The organism is Arthrobacter sp. NPDC080086 (genome assembly GCF_040702285.1).
Map to the genome: position 1 here is coordinate 1 of NZ_JBFBKP010000088.1, position 16,173 is coordinate 16,173.

Below are 16,173 nucleotides of genomic sequence, written 5' to 3' on the forward strand. Positions count from 1 at the left end.
GGCGAGTTTTCGTTCATCCTGATAGCCGAAGCCCGGAGCCTTGACGGCGGCGGTCTTCAGGATGCCACGGATGTTGTTGACCACCAGCGTTGCCAGGGCTTCGCCTTCAACGTCTTCAGCGATGATCAGCAGCGGACGGCCAGCCTTGGCCACTTGCTCCAGCACCGGCAGCAGGTCGCGGATGTTGCTGATCTTCTTGTCGAACAGCAGCACGAACGGGTTGTCCAGCTGGACAACTTGCTTTTCCGGGTTGTTGATGAAGTACGGCGACAGGTAGCCGCGGTCGAACTGCATGCCTTCCACGACGTCCAGCTCGTCGGCCAGCGACTTGCCGTCTTCCACCGTGATCACGCCTTCCTTACCGACCTTGTCCATGGCTTCAGCGATGCGCTGGCCGATGGATTCGTCGCTGTTGGCCGAGATGGCGCCAACTTGAGCGATTTCCTTGCTGGTGGTCGTCGGCTTGCTGATCTTCTTCAGCTCTTCGACAGCGGCCGTCACAGCCTTGTCGATGCCGCGCTTCAGGTCCATCGGGTTCATGCCAGCGGCAACGTACTTCATGCCTTCGCGCACGATCGACTGGGCCAGCACCGTTGCGGTGGTGGTGCCGTCACCGGCGTTGTCGCTGGTCTTGGAAGCGACTTCCTTGACCATTTGCGCGCCCATGTTCTGCAGCTTGTCCTTTAGCTCGATTTCCTTGGCGACCGACACACCGTCCTTGGTCACGGTCGGGCCACCGAAGCTGCGCTCCAGCACCACGTTACGGCCCTTCGGGCCCAGGGTCACCTTCACTGCGTTGGCGAGAATGTTCACGCCTTCGACCATCTTGGCACGTGCGGCGTCGCCGAACACTACGTCTTTAGCTGCCATCTTGAGAATCTCCGAGATCTTTGGATGTGCCCGCGCGCTCAATAAGCTGCGCCGGCAATGAGGATTGGGTTACAGGTAAGCGTTGCGAACGAGCGCGTGCTTACTTTTGCACCACGGCCATGATGTCTTCTTCGCGCATGACCAGAACTTCCTGACCATCCACCTTGACGCTCTGGCCGGCGTACTTGCCGAACAGCACGCGGTCGCCGACCTTCACATCCAGCGCGATCGCGTTGCCCTTGTCGTCTTTCTTGCCCGGGCCAACGGCCAGCACTTCGCCTTGATCCGGCTTTTCAGCGGCGGCGTCAGGGATGACGATGCCCGAAGCGGTCTTGGTTTCGTTGTCCAGGCGCTTCACGATCACGCGGTCGTGCAAAGGACGCAGGTTCATACACAACTCCTCAATGCAAAGTGAGTGTTTATTCACAAAACGCGCCGCAAGACGCGGCGCATCGGGAAAGCATCGGGGGTCGGAGGCATTGTTAGCACTCCTGCCCGGCGAGTGCTAATTATAGGGACGGGGTATGACGATTTCAAGAATGGGGAATGCCCGATGTCGAGATTCACTGAATCTGGAACTTTGGTCACTCAATTTGGAACTTTCGTGCCCCGAGCGATGCGCCAGATCAGGAAAATATCCTTCTCTTTCAATAACTTATTGGAAACCCACCTTTGCGACCGCCCCCCTGCAGGCTTGGTGTCAAGGTTCACTCCACTCTGACTCCACAGAGCGCGTGTCTGACCGCACTGCAAAAAAAAAGGCTTTTGTCTCAATAAGTTAGCGGAACTCGACATGGTGGAGATTCGGCGCGACAGGGGCCGCAATTCGCAACGAGCGACGTTCACACGAACCCGAGGCGCGGCTTAGACAGCGTTAAAGCGCTTCATGAATCACAAAGCACTTTCGCTTCCCGGGTGATGCTCGATGAGATCAACAACAATGGCCTGGCACACTGGCAGGTAACTTTGTGCTTCACCGTTCGATTGACATGGACATGACGCTCTCCTTACTTGCGCAGCACGCCATCGGCGCCTGCGGTGGGGCTCCATGCGAAAGCGTCTGCGTCAGTCACGATCGTGCCGATACCCGGATACGGGAAGTGAGGCGCAAAGATCATCTCGTGCGACGCGGCAAGCCGCACTAGCGTTGCCCGGCGATTGTCCTTGGCGACTTGCGGCTCGCTGTCGAAGCCCATGGTCCAGTCTGGCTTCTGCAGGGAAATGATAGCGCTGTGTGCCGCGTCGCCAATGTCCAGCAAACGGCGACCGGCAGAGACGATCTCGTACCCCACATGCCCGGGCGTGTGTCCTCTCAAGGGCACCGACGTAATGGAGGGCGTTACTTGGGCACCGGGTTCAAACGGTTCGACCTGTGCAGCGATGGCGTTGGCGAAGTCGGCCATGCCCGATTGCTGCTGCAAGCCTGCCCAGTCGATCGAGGAGAACCGGATTTTTGCATGAGGGAATGCGGATTTGCCGGCGTCTGTGAGAAGCCCGCCAATATGGTCGGGATGCGGGTGCGTGATGAGAACATCGGTGATCTGCGCGGCTGTGACACCGGCCAGCTTGAGACTGTCAAGCAATACGCCACCGACCTTGGGGCCGAGACCGGTGTCGATCAGCACGAGGTGTGTACCGTCGCGGACTAGCAAGGCGTCCACGGGCAGCGTGATCTGGTCGGTAGGCGCGTGGGCCGCTTTCAAGACTTCTGCCACAGCTTTCGGGCCAACGTCGGCCCCAAAGATTTTTCCGTCATTGGGTAGCACGTATACACCGTCGGTAAGAGACGTCACGCGGAGCGCCCCGATATCGAAAGGTGTCGCTGCAGGAGAGGCGGGGCCCGGACCCGCTGCGGTCGCCGCGATAGGTATCAGGAGGCCAGCAATGATCGTCGTCAGCGTTGCATTCAGCTTCATGGTTGTCGTTTCGAGCAGTAGTGAAGAGTCGGAATTCGATAGATTTTGATGGGACTTACACAGCTTTGGCGTCTGGCGCCCATTGCGCTGGAAAGTCGCCGGCACGAAGCGCAGGCGTGGCAGCGACGACGGTGTAGTCGACCAGCTTGTGGACGTAGAACGAGTCGTTCTCAAGCATGGCGTCAAGCTCCGCACGGTTTTCACACGTGGCCAGCACAAAGCCGCCAGTTCGCGGTTCCAGCGGTCCCGCAACGAGAATCCGCCCTTGTCTGGTGTGTTCGATGAGCCAATCGCGATGGGTATCAAGATGGCTTTCAATCTCGTCTACCGATCGGATGTAGTTGAGCGTGATGGCGTACAGCATGGGTTCAATCTCCAGGTGATCAAGTTGCTCGAGGTATCAGGCGACGCGGCTGTCGTGGCCCGAATCAAAGCCCCGTGGAATAGGCCGCATCGCGTACGCTGGCGCGCGCCGCGCTCATCGATTCGCTGCGTGCGTCTGCCCCCTTGGAGAGCCGCTCCGCCCGTACGAAACGGACATCGACAATGCCCAGAAAGCCGAACACCGCGCTCAGATAGGCTTCTTGAAAGTCCATGATTGCGGCAGGCCCCGCCGAATACATGCCGCCGCGCGTTGAGGCAACGATCACGCGCTTGCCCTCAACCAAGCCGACAGGGCCGTTCTCTGTGTACTTGAAGGTGCGGCCGACCTGGGCCACGCGGTCGATCCAGGCCTTCAACTGGCTGGGCACCGAGAAGTTGTACATCGGTGCGCCCACCACGATCACATCGCTGGCAAGCAGTTCCTTGACGAGCATTTCAGAGCGCGCGTGTTCTGCTCGCGTGGCGTCATCAAATTCGCCGACACCCGGGCTGCGGAAGCCGGCGGCAATGGCGCCGTCCAGATGAGGGATCGGCTCGAGTGCGAGATCCCGATGGACAACCACGGCCGCCGGGTTGTCGCGGCGCAGCTCGTCTGTGATGGCGGCGCTGAGGACACGCGAGGCAGAAGCGTCGCCAAGGATGCTGGAATCGAGGTGCAGGATTTGCATGACGTCTCTCCAAAAAATGTAGGGATGGACGTCACGATAGGGGGACGGCGTTTGTGGAACTAGGGGCGCATTTCGCTACGGAGCGTCCTATGAATGAGACAATCCGGACTCATCCCAGCCACCGTTTTTGGAGCACTGTCGTGGAGGATCTCAACGACCTCGTCATGTTTGCTGCTGTGGTCACGCATGGCAATTTCTCCAGTGCTGCGCGGGCGCTTGGCATCCCGAAGTCTCGGGTCAGCCGCTGCGTGGCTGAACTGGAGGAACGGCTTGGCGTCCGATTGCTGCAGCGGTCAACGCGCGCCGTGCGCGTGACCGATGTCGGGTCGGCTTTCTATGCGCACTGCGAGGCCATCACGCAGTCGGCGCGGGCCGCAATGGAAGTCGCGGAGCGCGCGAGCGACAAGCCCTCGGGACGGCTGCGCGTGAGTTGCCCGGTCGGCGTGGCCCATATCTTCCTCGCCCCTGTATTGGCGAAGTTTCTGGAGGCCCACCCTGATGTACGGCTGGAGCTTGACCTGACCAACCGTCGGGTCGATGTCATCGCAGAAGGCTACGACGTGGCTTTGCGTATCCGATCCACGCTCGATGATTCAGAGTTGGTCTTACGCAGCTTTGGATTGAGCGAACAGGTGCTTGCCGCCAGCCCGGCCTTTGTAGAAAGGCACGGGCCATTCCATACGGTTGACGCGCTACAAGGCGTGAGCGGAATCGGGCCTGGCGGCGCGCGTGGCGAGCCCGCCCGTTGGGAGGTCACCGGCCCCGACGACCAGAGTCAGGAGATTCACTACAAGCCGACGCTCGTGACCGACGATGTGTACCTGCTTGAGCAGATGGCACTCCGTGGTGCGGGTGTGGCGCAATTGCCGGTCAATCTGTGCGGACCGGCCATACAGGATGGACGGCTTGTGGTTCTGTTGCCTGAATACCGTATGCCGTCACACCAGCTTCATGCGGTGTTTCCCTCGCGGCGAGGTGTCGTGCCGGCGGTGCGTGCCTTCATTGAGTTTCTTGCGGCTGAGTTGCCCGTCATGACCTCCCGAGCCCCCGCCCCCGACGAGGCCGCTGCTGGGCCCAGCGCACACTGATGCGGCGATGAAGCCACGAGGTGCACAGCCTCGTGAGGCTTCATCGCGGTAGGGTTTCACCGGCGCGCGTCGCGAGCGGCGCGATCGATCAGGTTCGCCACCACGGCCGGATGTGAGACCAACGACATATGGCTCGATTTCACCGTCGTCACGCGAGCCTTGATCTGTTGGGTCAACTCACGCTGCACGGACGTCTTGAGCGCATGGTCCTCTTCAGTAACGAGATACCACGTTGGCTTGCCGTGCCATGCCGCATGAGAGACCTTGCCTTCAAACGCGGATGCGGAAATGGGCACCTGCGTAGCCGCAAGAATGCGCGCACGGGACTCAGGTACGTCGCCCGCCATGACTTGGCGATAGGCTACTGGGTCATCGAGCCAGATCAGGCCTTCACCATCAGGCTTGAGTCCATCCATGGGCGCCTTCAGGCGAGTCAGAAGGTCCGATACCGATTCCCCACTGTCCGGTACAAGCGCAGAGAGGTAGACGATGCCTTTGACGTTGTCGGCATTCCCCGCTTCAGTTACCACGGCGCCCGCATAGGAGTGGCCTACCAGAATGACGTCACCCGACTGCCGCGCCAGAACACGGCGGGTGGCAGCGACATCGTCCGGCAACGAAGTCAGCGGGTTCTGAACGGCGGTGACGTGGTAGCCCTTGCGCTGCAAGGCCGAGATGACCTCTGACCAACTGGAGCCATCGGCAAAGGCGCCATGCACCAGGACGATATTTCGGATCGGGCTACCCACTTCTTTTGCCTCGCTCGCTAGGGTGAAGAGGCTCGCCATGAGCCCGACAAAGATTGCAGCAGATTTGAGCCACCGGCTCTGGGGTACTTTCATAGGTCGCTCTCGCTCGTTCTATGAAGGGAAAAATTCAGTCGGCCCGTGTGGCTAATGCTGAGAGAAAAGCCTGTCCAAGTATGCACGGACGTCACGGATCGCCGCATCTCGCGCCTGGGCGTTGGCCCCAACATGGGGGTCCAGTTGCACGCACGCATCCTGGAAGCTGAATTCTGATTGCGTGGCGACGTTGATCAATGTCCCTTTTTCGTCTTCTGCAATCTGGCACGCGCGGACAGTTTGCGATCCCTTGGCCACGGTGGGTGCCATATCGAACGGCAGATCGAATGCATGATGCGCGTCGGGGTAAACGGTCATCAAAGCATCTTTGCCAGCCTTGCGTAATCGGTCCACGTACGCCACGCACTGCTGGGGTGGATCGTAGTCATCGTCGGCACCATGGAATTCTCGGATCGGAGCGTCGATGTCGGTGTCGTCTTGATACCGCGTCATGCAGTCGGGATAAAACGGAATGTATGCCTGGAAGCTCGCACCGCTCGTATTCCACAAACGGTGAAGCCGGCGCATCGCCGCATACAGCGTGGTCTGCCCGCCGCGCGAGAATCCCATCAGAACAATTCGTTGGGGATCGATTCGCGGGTGGTGCGCGAGCACGGAGAGTGCTCCATACGCGTCGATGATGAGATTCAACCGGCCCAGTTGGCTTTGGTCGCGACTCGTCGAAACGATGCCTCGCCCCGTGAAGCCGTCGATGGCGAACGTGGCGATGCCCATAGCGTTAAAAATGCGCTCCCACATCTCGATGTTGGGGCCAATGCCGCTGGAACCGTGGATGAGCACCACTGCCGGTTGACGCGCGCCTGCCTGGGCGAGGCGCAGCACTCCCCCCACCGTTACCGGCTTTCGATCTTTGCTGCCGGTCAAGACCTGGGTGTCCGACAGCGTGAGGGACGGAATTGCATGCACTTCAACATGCGCCGCGATATCACCACTTTGCGCCTGTGATGCGGTGGCCCAGCAGCACAAGGCAAGCGCGAAAACAGTCAACCACTTCATTGTGTAGCCTTCCTTTGGCGTTGAACCACGTTGCTCGACGTCCATGGTGCTTTTCAGCTTGCTGTTTATAGAATACGGCCGCTGTTTAGGATCGACTCCGGATCGAGCAATGTCTTGAGACTGCGCATCAGCGAGATTTCTTCCGTGGACCGGCTATTGTGCAAGAACGCCTTTTTGATCACGCCGATGCCGTGTTCTGCGGAGATGGAACCGCCCACGTCCCGAACCGCGGTGTAGACGATGTCCTCGACGCAATGCAGGTTCTCGTCACTCAGGTGAGGTCCAGATAGAAGATGCAGGTTGCCGTCGCCAATGTGTCCGAAGAACAGATGCCGTTGGTCGGGAAACCTTCGCGTCAGAACCTCTCGCGTCGAGCTTACAAACTCCGCCATGGCGGCCATGGGGATCCCTACATCAAAGGCAGCATGCGGTTTCATCTGCGCCAGTAGTTCACCGACGGTTTCCCGATACTCCCATAGCCGTTCTTTGTCCTCGAGCGACTGCGCAACGATGACGTCAATCACCGTCTCTGTCTCCAACGCCTCGCCCAGAAAAATCTCGAGTTGCCGACGCTCTTCATCCTCGTTGGCGCCCTGCGTTTCGATCAGGACGTAGACGGGTGCCTCTGCTGAAAATGGCTGACGAAGCGATGCAACGTCGATTGCCGCGGCCATGAAATCGGCCCACATCACTTCAAACGCCGAAAGGCTTGGCAGCGCTGTACGCGCCTGCTTAAGGAGGGCAGCAGCGGCCGAGAATGAATGCATCGCGCACAACGCCGTGCAGGAACTCGTCGGTTTTGGCGACAGCTTGAGAACGAGCCGAGTAATGACACCCAGAGTCCCTTCACTGCCAATGAACAGATGTTTCAGGTCGATGCCAGTGGTGTTCTTCTCGACTCGATTAAGCATCGTAAGGAGTGTGCCGTTGGGCAAGGCGATTTCGATGCCCAGCACCATCCCACGCATCGTTCCGTAACGGATGACGCGGTTTCCCCCGGCATTGACAGCCGCGTTTCCGCCCAGCTGACAGGATCCCCGCGCGCCCAGGTCCAAGGGGAACGACCAACCGTGTTCTTCAACGCTCTGCTGCAGCGTTTCTAAAACCACGCCGGCTTGTACAACAGCGATACCCCCAACCGCATCGATCTCTTCGATGCGATTCAGCCGCGATAGCGAAAGCGCAATCTCGCCCTCGCGCGGCGTGCCACCGCCGGCAAGCCCGGTCAAGCCGCCTTGCACCACGACCGGCTGGGAGAATCTGGAGCAAACGCCCAGCGCGGCCGCCACCTGTTGCGGCGTCTGCGGCAATAGAACGAGCCCGGGGGACCGCTTTGGCGCTTCACTCCAGTCTCCGGCGTACGCAGAGACAATGTCTTCGTCACGGGCGATGCAGCTTTCGCCGAGCGCATTGGCCAGCGCGGCATACAGGTCTTCCATGTGGTGCTTCATGATGCAGGTTCCTGATTGAGCGGCCATCATCTGCCTTGGGGCGGCTGGTCTCGGAGTGCGAATACGACAGCACCCGAGGCGACGAGGCATCCGGCGATGACGTAGAGCGCCAGGTTCGTGTTGCCGGTGTGATCGACAATCCAACCGACCATGTAGGGGCTCAGGAAGCCGGCGAGGTTCCCCACGGAGTTGATCAATGCAATGCCTGCAGCGGCCGCAACACCGCCGAGCATGGACGTCGGAATCCGCCAGAACACAGGCGCCAGACATTGCAAGCCCATACATGCCAGCGTCAGTGCCACGATGGAAACGGCTCTGTGGTCGCTATACGCTGCGCTCAGGGCCAACCCGGCCGCCCCCACCAGCGCCGCCACGAGGTAGTGCCAGCGGTGCTCGTTTCGATGATCGGCGCTGCCTCCGACAACCAGCATGGCAACAATGCCAAAGGCGTAAGGAATGGCGGACAGCCATCCCACTTCAGAGGGCGACTGCACGCCCATGCTCTTGATGATGGAGGGGAGCCAGAAGCCGAAGCCATACTGGCCCATGGCTGCGCCGAAGTAGACCAGTGCAAGGACCCACACAATAGGCCGCCGAAACGCAGCAGACAGTGAAACCGTCGTTTTTCGACGACCATCCGCTTGAATGTTGGAGGACAGCAGATGCTGTTCTGCAGGCGTCAGCCATTTGGCGGCACCGATGCCATCGTCAAGGTAAAACAGCGCAGCGACGCCAATCAGCAGCGACGGGACGCTCTCGATTAGGAAGAGCCATTGCCAGCCGGCCAATCCTCGAGTGCCATCGAATGCCGTCAGGATCCACCCGGACAGCACACCCCCGCTGACCCCGGCGATGGGGATTGCCGTCATGAAGATGGCAATCACGCGGCTCCTTCGATTGGTGGGGTACCAGTAGGTTAGATACAGGATGATGGCGGGGAAAAAACCGGCTTCGGCTGCCCCGATCAGGAAACGCACCACGTAGAAGGCTGTGGAGGAATGAACGAACGCCATGCCGCCGGTGAGCAAGGCCCACGTGATCATGATCCGCGCGATCCAGCGCCGCGCTCCCACCCGATACATGACGAGGTTGCTCGGAACCTCGAAGAGGAAGTAGGCGAGGAAGAAGATTCCCGCACCGAAACCGTAGGCCTGCTCGCTCCATCCCAACTGGGAGACCATCTGAAGTTTGGCAAAAGCAACATTGACGCGGTCCAGAAACGCGATCACGAAGCACAGGCAAAGAAACGGAACTAGGCGCCACGTGACTTTCCTGTATGCGCGTTCTTCAAACTCGTCCGTCGTGGCCAGGGCCGCAATGGTGGGGGGCGCCATGGTGTCTCCTTCAGTGGAACCGCTCGTTTTTTTCTTTGGCTGGCACGAGCATGCGACACGGCATAGAACAAAACAATCGATGAATACTGGCCTATCATTAAGCTCGCCTTATTAATCAACCGCACATGTCTCACATACGATTCACGCCCAGGCAGCTCCACGCCTTCTTGACCGTCGCAGACGTTCGTAGCTTTGCCAAAGCGGGCGAGCGGATGAATCTGTCTGCCTCGGCAATCAGCCAGCTCGTGGCGGAACTGGAAGCAGCGGTGGGTTTCCGCCTGTTTGATCGGACGACGCGCAGCGTGATGCTGTCCCCGGCAGGGCGCGAGTTTCTGGCACCGGCTAGAAGCGTGCTGAAGCACATTGAATTGGCCCAGTCATCCGCGGACGACATCCGCAATCGCGCTGCGGGCATCGTGCGCGTCGCTGCGCCTCTGGTGGTGGCCAGCACCATCCTGCCGGCAGCGATCAAGGCTTACGCGAAGAACCACCCAAAGGTGGTGATCCGCATCCGAGACGCGGCGGTAGACGATCTCATCAACATGGTGGTGAGTGCTGACGTTGATCTTGCGATCGGGCCTGACCAGGGGGTATCGGAGGATGTCGCGAGCATCGGCCTGTTCCAAAGTCCTTGGGTCCTTTGGTGCTCGCGCACCCATCCGCTCGCTACGCGGCGTGAAGTCGCGTGGACAGACTTGCGCCATCAGCCCTTGGTTGCCGCGGGACGGGACTACGAGCGCAACGTATCGCTCATGCGCGCCGGCGCTGACGAGCATGAGCGCATTGCCCCGATGGATATCGTGGACAACATCAGTACGGCGCTTGGCATGGCAGCCGAAGGGTTGGCGCTAACCCTTGCTCCGGCTTACGTTGGCTTGCTGGCTCGTCCGCTTGGTCTGGTGATGCGAAACATTGTGGATCCGGAGTTGGTCCGGCAAGTGTGCCTTTACCATTCGACCACCCGGACGGTGTCGCCCGCGGCCGAAGGGTTTCGTGACCATCTGATCGAGTGGCTAAGAGGCAAAGACGATCTCGGGATGGCGGCAGGGAAAGCTGGTTGACCTTTCACTGAACCGGCCGCCAAGGCAGGTTGAGCTTTCGTCGCGTGGACTGTTCAGTAGCGGAAGCATGCGAAGAGATTCGGTGGTGAACGGCAAAGACGCCTCCACCGACGGGCGGAGGCGTTTTTTGTTAGTCCAGCCATCCCCGAATCGTGGATGCCATGACATTAGTGGAAATGCCGTAGCGGTCATGCAGCGTCGGCAGTGCACCGGCATCCAGGAACGCATCGGGCAGCCCCACCTGGCGGAACGGAACGCTGACCCCCGCGCGCATCAACGTGCCTGCGACCGCCTCGCCCAGCCCGCCGATCACGGTGTGGTTCTCTGCCACCACCACAAGCCGCCCGGAGCGCCCCGCCTCACGCAGAATGGTTTCGGTGTCGAGCGGTTTGATCGTCGGCACGTGGAGCACTCCCACGCCAATGCCATCGCTTTGCAATGCCTTGGCGACTTCGAGCGCGCGCATCGTCATGATGCCCGACGAGATGACGAGCACCTCGGCGCCGTCGCGCAGCAGCTTCGCCTTGCCCAGCTCGAACTGATAGCCGTATTCGTCAAGCACTACCGGCACGTTGCCGCGCAGCAGGCGCGCATAGACAGGCCCTTCATGCGCCGAAATGGCCGGCACCATCTGCTCGATCTCCAGCGCGTCGCACGGGTCGATGACGGTCATGTTCGGCATGGCGCGCATCAGCGCCAGATCTTCGGCGGCCTGGTGGCTAGGCCCGTAGCCGGTGGTCAACCCAGGCAGCGCGCAGACGATCTTTACGTCGAGGTTGTCTTCGGCGATCGTCTGGTGCATGAAGTCGTATGCGCGACGCGTGGCGAAGACAGCGTAGGTCGTCACAAACGGCTGTGCACCTTCATTGGCCAAGCCGGCGGCGGCGCCCATGAGCAACTGCTCAGCCATACCCATCTGGTAGTAGCGGTCCGGAAATTCCTTGGCGAAGATGTGCAGATCGGTGTACTTGCCCAGGTCTGCCGTCATGCCGATGACGTTCGGCTTCACGCGCGCCAGATCGGCCAGCGCGTGGCCGAACGGCGCCGGGCGTGTTGCCTGGCCCTCGCCCGCAATGGAGGCGATCATTGCGGAGGTCTTCAGCTTGGGCTTGTTGATGACGGTGCTGCTCATGCGGTCCTCCCGGCTTCCAGTGCTTGCAGCGCGAGCTGCCATTCGTGCGCGTCAACGCGGATGAAGTGATTCTTTTCGCGCTGCTCCAGGAACGGAACACCGCAGCCCATGCGGGTATCGCAGATGATCATGCGCGGTTGTGCACCCTTGTGTGCGCGCGCTGCATCGAAGGCGGCCTTGACCGCATCGATGTCGTTGCCATCCACGCGCTGGGTGAGCCAGCCGAACGCTTCAAGCTTCGGCAGCAACGGCTCGAACGCCATGATCTGCGTCGACGGGCCGTCGGCCTGCTGGTTGTTCACGTCCACCACGGCGATCAGGTTGTCCAGCTTCCAGTGCGCGGCGGACAGCAGGCCCTCCCACACGGCACCCTCATCCAGCTCGCCATCCGAGAACAGCGTGTAGACGAACGCGTCGGACCCCTTGCGTTTGAGACCGAGGCAGCGGCCGACGGCAATCGTCAGCCCCTGGCCGAGCGAGCCACCGGACATCTCCATGCCGGGCGTATAGCTGGCCATGCCGGACATTGGCAGGCGGCTGTCATCGCTGCCGTATGTCTCCAGCTCTTCGGCGGGCAAGATGCCGGCTTCGAGCAGCGCTGCGTAGAGCGCAATCGCATAGTGGCCGTTGGAGAGCAAGAAGCGGTCGCGGCCTTCCCAGTCGGGGTCTTCGGGCCGGTAGCGCATGGCGCCGAAGTAGGCAACGGCCAGCACGTCGGCAATGTCCAGCGCTTGTCCGATGTAGCCCTGGCCTTGCACTTCGCCCATCAAGAGCGCGTTGCGGCGGATGCGGTAAGCGCGCTCGGCCAGGGGCACGGCGTCGGTTGGTGGCAATGATGTGGAAGTCATGATTGTTCCTGTGATGAAGCGGGGAGCACGGGCGACAGAGACAGTCATCGACTCAACGGTTGACGGTCTTCGTCGGCACGAAGAACACCAGCACGGCGCCAAGTACGATGGCCGACGAGATGAAGATCAGCCCGGCCGTTGATTTACCCGTCAGATCGTTGAGCCAGCCGACAATGGCCGGGGAGAAGAACCCTGCGAGGTTGGCGAAGCAGTTGACGGCAGCGATGCCCGCAGCGGCCGACATGCCGCCCAACATGGCGGTTGGCAACGACCAGAACTGGGATGACGAAGACAGGATCCCAGCGGCAGCAATGCTCAGGCAGACCAGCGCTGCGCCTACGTTGCCAATCAACGGCAGCGCTGCGAACCCGGCGGCCGCCACCACCATCGGCACGGCAAGATGCAGGCGCCGCTCGCGGTGGCGATCAGCGCTCATGCCGATCAGCGGCAGCGCGACGATGGCGCATACGTAGGGCACGGCCGTGAACACGCCCACCAACAGCGGATCAGCCACGCCAGCCTTGCGGATCAAGGTCGGCAGCCAGAACGTCAGCCCGTATTGCCCAAGCACCACGCAGAAGTAGATGGCGGCCAGTAGCCACAGGCGGCGGTCTGCAAGGAAGGCACCCACGGAGCCATGTGCGGTTTTCTGCGCGTTGTCGCCGGCTACGTTGCGCTCGAGCAGCGCCTTTTCCGCATCAGTCAGCCACTTGGCGTTAGCAATCCCGTTGTCGAGATAGAAGAGAATCGCCACACCCAGCAGCAGCGAAGGCAAGGCTTCGATGAGGAACAGCCACTTCCACCCGGCGAGCCCCGCCGCACCGTGGAACGTATGCAGGATGTAGCCCGACAGCGGCCCGCCGACGATGCCTGCTAGCGGAATCGCCATGAAGAACATTGACAATGCCTTGGCCCGGCGCTGCGACGGGAACCAGTACGTCATGTACAGGATGACGCCCGGCGCGAAGCCCGCTTCGGCCACCCCGAGCAGAAAGCGCAGCACGTAGAACGACGTCGGCGTGCTCACGAACGCAAAGCCCGCTGAGATGACGGCCCACGTCAACATGATGCGCGCCAGCCAGTTGCGCGCGCCCACCTTGTGCAGGATCACATTGCTCGGGACTTCAAAGAGAAAGTAGCCGAGAAAGAAAATGCCGGCGCCCAAGCCATACACCGTCTCGCTGAACCGCAGATCATTGAGCATCTGCAGCTTGGCGAAGCCCACGTTGACGCGGTCCAGATAGGCGCCCAGGTAACAGATCATCAGGAAGGGAATGAGCCGACGCGCAACCTTGGCGTAGGTGCGGGACTCGAACGTGGCCGCATCCGCGCGCGCCGACTCGTCGCCCGGCAAGGGCGATGCAAACTTCGTGGTCATGGTGTCTCCTACCATGTGCCCCGGGTGGGCCCGGGTGCATGTGTCTCGAAGAAGTCCACGGCGGGTATACAGCCGTGGCGGTGCAGGTTGGTTCGTTCAGTGAATCAGCATGCCGCCGTTCACGTCGAGCGTGATGCCGGTCATGTACGCAGACAGATCACTGATGAGGAACAGGCACGCGTTGGCAACGTCGGCCGCATCGCCAAGCCGGCCAAGCGGGATCCCCTTGATGATCTCCGCGCGCATCTCGGGTGTGAGCTTGTCCCCGGTGATGTCGGTCTGGATGAGCCCCGGCGTGATGGAGTTAATGCGGACATTGTCGCCACCAAATTCCCGTGCCATGGCCTTGGCCAGCCCCAGCACGCCGGCCTTTGCGGCGCTGTAGTGCGGGCCACCGAAAATACCGCCGCCACGCTGCGCGGATACCGACGACATGCAGACGATGCTGCCGCCCTTGTGCGCCTTCATGTGCGGCAACACAGCCTGCGACATATAGAGCGTGCCGCGCAAGTTCACGTCGACCACAGCATCGAAATTGCCGGCCTGGATGTCGAGCGTGCGCAGCGGCTGCGTGATCCCGGCGTTATTGATGAGACCGTCAATGCGGTCGTATTTGGTAAGAGCGGCTTGCACAGCGGCATCGCAGGCGCTGCGATCGGTCACATCGCAGGCGAGGCCCAGATGCCCTTCACCCAGATCGCGCGCGGCCTGCTCTGCATCTTCAAGCCGCAGATCCAGCACGACCACACGTGCACCGTGTGCAGCAAGCGCCTTCGCCGTCGCCTTGCCGATACCGCGGGGCGAGGCCGCCCCAGTCACGATGACTACCTTGTTCTCGAGCAACATCGTTGTCTCCTGCTTGTTGGAATCTTGTTGGCTGCAGTGTTGTTCCCGCAGGCCATTCGATCAACGCAGTTGGATTCAACTATGGCTGAGAAATTTTCAGATATGGGCCGCGACGGCCTTGGTGCGCTGCACCACACAAGCCTGCGGCGCTATGTCGTCGGATGCAGCGTCAGTTGCCGGTCGACCCAGGCAAGAAAGCGCTTCACGTGCGGCAGGTCGGCATTCTGTGGTGGAAACACGATGTGGTGTCCGGCGACCTCAAGCGCGTGGTCGTCGCCAAACACTGGCGCCAGCCGCCCCTGCGCTACGAGGACCGAGGCCAGCAACGTGCTCTCCAACGCCACGCCAAGCCCGAGTGCCGCGGTCTCAAGCGACATGTATGAGCGGTCGAACGCAAAGTCGAACGCCACATGCATGTGTTCAACGCCCACCCGCGCGAACCACTGTTGCCACTGCACAAGCGGCGTTTCGGATCGAATGAGTCGATGCGCGAGCAAATCCTCTGGAGATGACGCCGGGTGCTTGTCTAGATATGCGGGCGACGCCAGCGGGACAATGCGTTCGCCGCGCAGCGTCTTGATCTGGACGTCGCGCCAATGTGCGTGTCCATAGCGGATATCGATGTCGTAAAAGCCGCTGGTAAACGAGACATCCTCATACGAACACGAGACATTCAAGCGGATGTCGCTGTGGTCCTCTTGGAACGCCGCGAGCCGGGGCAATAGCCACATCAGGCCGAAGCTGGGGCTGGAGTGCACGCGCAAGATCTCAACTTCGGCGCGGCTGGAGGCGCGCTCAGTGGCGCGGCCCAAGTCGGCAAGCGCCCCCGTGATGTCACGCAAGTACTGCTCACCTACGGGCGTCAGTACTAAGCCGCGCCCTTGCCGGAAGAACAAAGGCTGGCCAATCGCCGCCTCCAAATTGCTGATCTGGTGGCTGACAGCCGAGGCTGTCAGGCCAAGTTCTTCGGACGCGCGATTCACGCTCTTCGTCCGAGCGACGGATTCGAATGCGATGATCGCCTTCATTGGGGGAATACGCATGATTCGAATCGTCGGCGGCGAGTAGTTGACGGAATACGAAGCCTAGCCCCTTTTACCGCGTGGCATAGAAAGTTCCAAACTCAATAGTCAGTTAGCATCTCAGGTCGCGAGCCCGCTAACGCATGACGGCGCGTAGCAGCGGGCGCCGTGAGGGAATCCGTCGCACAAAGCCACTACAATAGCGCCCCTTCGCCGGTGGCGCCCGCTCCTGATATCCCGTGCAGGCGCATGCCTCCAGCTGCACTCGAGAAGCCACAATCCTATGATGTCAAACGCTTGCGGCGTCGATTTCGGG

At 60.9% G+C, this 16,173-nt stretch carries 16 protein-coding genes; 2 read left to right on the forward strand and 14 right to left on the reverse strand.

What is annotated here, in order from left to right; translation table 11 throughout:
• The 5 genes from groEL to AB0305_RS19900 form a co-directional block, all read right to left on the reverse strand.
• The coding region (gene groEL / locus AB0305_RS19880; protein WP_366173742.1) for a chaperonin GroEL at window positions 1–870 on the reverse strand (870 nt) is incomplete at its 3' end.
• A 100-nt stretch (window positions 871–970) separates the two neighbouring features.
• Window positions 971–1,261: a co-chaperone GroES gene (groES, locus tag AB0305_RS19885; protein ID WP_021196716.1), complete on the reverse strand. Its 291-nt coding sequence runs from the start codon at window positions 1,259–1,261 to the stop codon at window positions 971–973.
• Between the two features lie 616 nt (window positions 1,262–1,877).
• Window positions 1,878–2,786 (reverse strand): MBL fold metallo-hydrolase, encoded by a 909-nt coding sequence (locus AB0305_RS19890; protein ID WP_366173744.1) that lies wholly within the window; start codon window positions 2,784–2,786, stop codon window positions 1,878–1,880.
• A 55-nt stretch (window positions 2,787–2,841) separates the two neighbouring features.
• Window positions 2,842–3,150, reverse strand: a complete 309-nt coding sequence (locus tag AB0305_RS19895) for a YciI family protein (RefSeq protein ID WP_366173746.1) — start codon at window positions 3,148–3,150, stop codon at window positions 2,842–2,844.
• Window positions 3,151–3,214: 64 nt separating this feature from the next.
• The gene (locus tag AB0305_RS19900; protein WP_366173748.1) at window positions 3,215–3,838 is read right to left on the reverse strand and encodes an FMN-dependent NADH-azoreductase; all 624 of its coding nucleotides are present in this window, start codon (window positions 3,836–3,838) and stop codon (window positions 3,215–3,217) included.
• Window positions 3,839–3,978: 140 nt separating this feature from the next.
• Between AB0305_RS19900 and AB0305_RS19905 the strand changes: the two genes are divergently transcribed.
• Window positions 3,979–4,926: a LysR family transcriptional regulator gene (locus AB0305_RS19905; RefSeq protein WP_366173750.1), complete on the forward strand. Its 948-nt coding sequence runs from the start codon at window positions 3,979–3,981 to the stop codon at window positions 4,924–4,926.
• 56 nt (window positions 4,927–4,982) lie between these two features.
• Here the strand turns inward: AB0305_RS19905 and AB0305_RS19910 are convergent, their stop codons facing one another.
• From AB0305_RS19910 to AB0305_RS19925, 4 genes are read right to left on the reverse strand one after another with little or no spacing between them, the layout of a single operon-like run.
• Window positions 4,983–5,768, reverse strand: a complete 786-nt coding sequence (locus AB0305_RS19910) for an alpha/beta hydrolase (RefSeq protein ID WP_366173752.1) — start codon at window positions 5,766–5,768, stop codon at window positions 4,983–4,985.
• Between the two features lie 51 nt (window positions 5,769–5,819).
• Window positions 5,820–6,830 carry a dienelactone hydrolase family protein gene (locus AB0305_RS19915; protein WP_366173754.1) on the reverse strand — a complete coding sequence of 337 codons (1,011 nt, stop codon included), beginning with the start codon at window positions 6,828–6,830 and terminating at the stop codon, window positions 5,820–5,822.
• 20 nt (window positions 6,831–6,850) lie between these two features.
• A complete protein-coding gene (locus AB0305_RS19920) occupies window positions 6,851–8,236 on the reverse strand; it encodes an FAD-binding oxidoreductase (RefSeq protein ID WP_366173756.1) in 1,386 nt (461 codons plus the stop codon).
• A gap of 26 nt (window positions 8,237–8,262) precedes the next feature.
• Window positions 8,263–9,570, reverse strand: a complete 1,308-nt coding sequence (locus tag AB0305_RS19925; protein ID WP_366173758.1) for an MFS transporter — start codon at window positions 9,568–9,570, stop codon at window positions 8,263–8,265.
• Between the two features lie 125 nt (window positions 9,571–9,695).
• Between AB0305_RS19925 and AB0305_RS19930 the strand changes: the two genes are divergently transcribed.
• Window positions 9,696–10,631, forward strand: coding sequence for a LysR family transcriptional regulator (locus AB0305_RS19930; RefSeq protein ID WP_366173760.1), 936 nt, complete (start codon window positions 9,696–9,698; stop codon window positions 10,629–10,631).
• Between the two features lie 130 nt (window positions 10,632–10,761).
• Here AB0305_RS19930 and AB0305_RS19935 read toward each other — a convergent pair whose 3' ends face one another.
• From AB0305_RS19935 to AB0305_RS19955, 5 genes are all read right to left on the reverse strand, one after another.
• Window positions 10,762–11,763, reverse strand: a complete 1,002-nt coding sequence (locus tag AB0305_RS19935) for a transketolase family protein (protein WP_366173762.1) — start codon at window positions 11,761–11,763, stop codon at window positions 10,762–10,764.
• Window positions 11,760–12,611: a transketolase gene (locus AB0305_RS19940; protein ID WP_366173764.1), complete on the reverse strand. Its 852-nt coding sequence runs from the start codon at window positions 12,609–12,611 to the stop codon at window positions 11,760–11,762. The genes AB0305_RS19935 and AB0305_RS19940 overlap by 4 nt, the downstream gene beginning before the upstream one ends.
• Window positions 12,612–12,663: 52 nt before the next feature.
• A complete protein-coding gene (locus AB0305_RS19945) occupies window positions 12,664–13,989 on the reverse strand; it encodes an MFS transporter (protein ID WP_366173766.1) in 1,326 nt (441 codons plus the stop codon).
• 96 nt (window positions 13,990–14,085) lie between these two features.
• Window positions 14,086–14,835 carry an SDR family NAD(P)-dependent oxidoreductase gene (locus AB0305_RS19950; RefSeq protein WP_366173768.1) on the reverse strand — a complete coding sequence of 250 codons (750 nt, stop codon included), beginning with the start codon at window positions 14,833–14,835 and terminating at the stop codon, window positions 14,086–14,088.
• 149 nt (window positions 14,836–14,984) lie between these two features.
• Window positions 14,985–15,863, reverse strand: coding sequence for a LysR substrate-binding domain-containing protein (locus AB0305_RS19955; protein ID WP_366173770.1), 879 nt, complete (start codon window positions 15,861–15,863; stop codon window positions 14,985–14,987).
• Window positions 15,864–16,173 lie beyond the last annotated feature (310 nt).

What these genes read in the sequence shown, in the direction of transcription:
- groES (WP_021196716.1), bottom strand. Translation starts at nt 1,261, where the DNA reads ATGAACCTGCGTCCTTTGCACGACCGCGTGATCGTGAAGCGCCTGGAC.
- AB0305_RS19890 (WP_366173744.1), bottom strand. Translation starts at nt 2,786, where the DNA reads ATGAAGCTGAATGCAACGCTGACGACGATCATTGCTGGCCTCCTGATA.
- AB0305_RS19895 (WP_366173746.1), bottom strand. Translation starts at nt 3,150, where the DNA reads ATGCTGTACGCCATCACGCTCAACTACATCCGATCGGTAGACGAGATT.
- AB0305_RS19900 (WP_366173748.1), bottom strand. Translation starts at nt 3,838, where the DNA reads ATGCAAATCCTGCACCTCGATTCCAGCATCCTTGGCGACGCTTCTGCC.
- AB0305_RS19910 (WP_366173752.1), bottom strand. Translation starts at nt 5,768, where the DNA reads ATGAAAGTACCCCAGAGCCGGTGGCTCAAATCTGCTGCAATCTTTGTC.
- AB0305_RS19915 (WP_366173754.1), bottom strand. Translation starts at nt 6,830, where the DNA reads ATGGACGTCGAGCAACGTGGTTCAACGCCAAAGGAAGGCTACACAATG.
- AB0305_RS19920 (WP_366173756.1), bottom strand. Translation starts at nt 8,236, where the DNA reads ATGAAGCACCACATGGAAGACCTGTATGCCGCGCTGGCCAATGCGCTC.
- AB0305_RS19925 (WP_366173758.1), bottom strand. Translation starts at nt 9,570, where the DNA reads ATGGCGCCCCCCACCATTGCGGCCCTGGCCACGACGGACGAGTTTGAA.
- AB0305_RS19930 (WP_366173760.1), top strand. Translation starts at nt 9,696, where the DNA reads ATGTCTCACATACGATTCACGCCCAGGCAGCTCCACGCCTTCTTGACC.
- AB0305_RS19935 (WP_366173762.1), bottom strand. Translation starts at nt 11,763, where the DNA reads ATGAGCAGCACCGTCATCAACAAGCCCAAGCTGAAGACCTCCGCAATG.
- AB0305_RS19940 (WP_366173764.1), bottom strand. Translation starts at nt 12,611, where the DNA reads ATGACTTCCACATCATTGCCACCAACCGACGCCGTGCCCCTGGCCGAG.
- AB0305_RS19945 (WP_366173766.1), bottom strand. Translation starts at nt 13,989, where the DNA reads ATGACCACGAAGTTTGCATCGCCCTTGCCGGGCGACGAGTCGGCGCGC.
- AB0305_RS19950 (WP_366173768.1), bottom strand. Translation starts at nt 14,835, where the DNA reads ATGTTGCTCGAGAACAAGGTAGTCATCGTGACTGGGGCGGCCTCGCCC.
- AB0305_RS19955 (WP_366173770.1), bottom strand. Translation starts at nt 15,863, where the DNA reads ATGAAGGCGATCATCGCATTCGAATCCGTCGCTCGGACGAAGAGCGTG.